Annotated in this window: 1 rRNA gene; it reads right to left on the bottom strand. The window is 51.5% G+C overall.

Features of this window, described 5'->3' with window-relative positions:
- Positions 1 to 2,774: ribosomal RNA gene (locus AEST_RS17595) — 23S ribosomal RNA — on the bottom strand; the annotation flags it as partial.
- Positions 2,775 to 2,915 lie beyond the last annotated feature (141 nt).

Here is a 2,915-nt window from a genome sequence, read left to right on the forward strand (position 1 = left end):
TAAGGGATAACTCATCTTGTGGCCGGCTTCCCGCTTAGATGCTTTCAGCGGTTATCCGTTCCGAACATAGCTACCGGGCAGTGCCATTGGCATGACAACCCGAACACCAGCGGTTCGTTCACTCCGGTCCTCTCGTACTAGGAGCAACTCCACTCAATTATCCAACGCCCACGGCAGATAGGGACCGAACTGTCTCACGACGTTCTAAACCCAGCTCGCGTACCACTTTAAATGGCGAACAGCCATACCCTTGGGACCGACTTCAGCCCCAGGATGTGATGAGCCGACATCGAGGTGCCAAACACCGCCGTCGATATGAACTCTTGGGCGGTATCAGCCTGTTATCCCCGGAGTACCTTTTATCCGTTGAGCGATGGCCCTTCCATACAGAACCACCGGATCACTATGACCTACTTTCGTACCTGCTCGACGTGTCTGTCTCGCAGTTAAGCTGGCTTCTACCATTACACTAACCGTACGATGTCCGACCGTACTTAGCCAACCTTCGTGCTCCTCCGTTACGCTTTAGGAGGAGACCGCCCCAGTCAAACTACCCACCAGACACTGTCCGCAATCCCGGTTCAGGGACCTACGTTAGAACATCAAACATACAAGGGTGGTATTTCAAGGACGGCTCCACCAGGACTAGCGTCCCAGCTTCAAAGCCTCCCACCTATCCTACACATGTAGGGTCAATGTTCAGTGCCAAGCTATAGTAAAGGTTCACGGGGTCTTTCCGTCTAGCCGCGGGTATACGGCATCTTCACCGCAATTTCAATTTCACTGAGTCTCGGCTGGAGACAGCCTGGCCATCATTACACCATTCGTGCAGGTCGGAACTTACCCGACAAGGAATTTCGCTACCTTAGGACCGTTATAGTTACGGCCGCCGTTTACCGGGGCTTCGATCAAGAGCTTCGCTTGCGCTAACCCCATCAATTAACCTTCCGGCACCGGGCAGGTGTCACACCCTATACGTCCACTTACGTGTTTGCAGAGTGCTGTGTTTTTAATAAACAGTTGCAGCCAGCTGGTCACTGCGACTCTCATATGCTTACAGCGCAAGGCCTTCACACACAAGAGCGTACCTTCTCCCGAAGTTACGGTACTATTTTGCCTAGTTCCTTCAGCCGAGTTCTCTCAAGCGCCTTGGTATGCTCTACCTGACCACCTGTGTCGGTTTAGGGTACGGTCACCAATACCTGAAGCTTAGAGGCTTTTCCTGGAAGCAGAGCGTCAGCAACTTCGTCACCGTAGTGACTCGTCTCGTGTCTCAGTCTTAGAGAAGCGGATTTACCTACCTCTCCAACCTACGCACTTTCACGCGGACTACCAACGCCGCGCTTGCCTAGCTTTCTCCGTCCCCCCATCGCAGTATTGGCCGGTACGGGAATATTAACCCGTTTCCCATCGACTACGCCTTTCAGCCTCGCCTTAGGGGCCGACTCACCCTACCCTGATTAGCATGGGATAGGAACCCTTGGTCTTTCGGCGGGGAAGTTTTTCACTCCCCTTATCGTTACTCATGTCAGCATTCGCACTTCTGATACCTCCAGCATGCCTCCCGGCACACCTTCGCAGGCTTACAGAACGCTCCTCTACCACCCATACATAGTATGGATCCGCAGCTTCGGTGGATGATTTTAGCCCCGTTACATCTTCCGCGCAGGCCGACTCGACTAGTGAGCTATTACGCTTTCTTTAAAGGATGGCTGCTTCTAAGCCAACCTCCTAGCTGTCTATGCCTTCCCACATCGTTTTCCACTTAATCATCACTTTGGGACCTTAGCTGGCGGTCTGGGTTGTTTCCCTTTTCACGACGGACGTTAGCACCCGCCGTGTGTCTCCCGAGTAGTACTCACCGGTATTCGGAGTTTGCATGGGGTTGGTAAGTCGGGATGACCCCCTAGCCCAAACAGTGCTCTACCCCCGGTGGTATTCGCTCGAGGCGCTACCTAAATAGCTTTCGAGGAGAACCAGATATCTCCGAGCTTGATTAGCCTTTCACTCCAAGCCACAAGTCATCCCCTACTTTTTCAACAGTAGTGGGTTCGGTCCTCCAATTAGTGTTACCCAATCTTCAACCTGCTCATGGCTAGATCGCCCGGTTTCGGGTCTACACCCTGCAACTATTCGCCCAGTTAAGACTCGGTTTCCCTACGGCTCCCCTATTCGGTTAACCTCGCTACAGAATGTAAGTCGCTGACCCATTATACAAAAGGTACGCAGTCACCCAACAAAGTGGGCTCCCACTGCTTGTACGTACACGGTTTCAGGTTCTATTTCACTCCTCCTTACAGAGGTTCTTTTCGCCTTTCCCTCACGGTACTGGTTCACTATCGGTCAGTCAGGAGTATTTAGCCTTGGAGGATGGTCCCCCCATCTTCAAACAGGATACCACGTGTCCCGTCCTACTCGTTTTCACTATAAAGGTGTTGTCGTGTACGGGGCTATCACCCTGTATCGCTCAGCTTTCCAGATGATTCCACTAACACCAATCTAGCTTAAGGGCTAGTCCGCGTTCGCTCGCCGCTACTAACGGAATCTCGGTTGATTTCTTTTCCTCGGGGTACTTAGATGTTTCAGTTCTCCCGGTTTGCCTCCTTAACCTATGTATTCAGTTAAGGATAGTGAGTAAACTCACTGGGTTTCCCCATTCGGATATCTACGGTTCAGCGCCTCTTACCGGCTCCCCATAGCTTTTCGCAGGTTAGTACGTCCTTCATCGCCTCTGACTGCCAAGGCATCCACCGTGTACGCTTAGTCACTTAACCATACAACCCCAAAATGTCTTTTAAAGTCGTACAGTGTGCTCGCGTCACAATCCTTCCGCTTGAGTTCGGAAGTATGCTTAGCTTGTTTTATTACTATCAGCTTGCCAAATTGTTAAAGAGCAGTTTGAGATAAACTCAAAT

The organism is Alishewanella aestuarii B11, assembly GCF_000280055.1.
GTDB lineage: Bacteria > Pseudomonadota > Gammaproteobacteria > Enterobacterales > Alteromonadaceae > Alishewanella > Alishewanella aestuarii.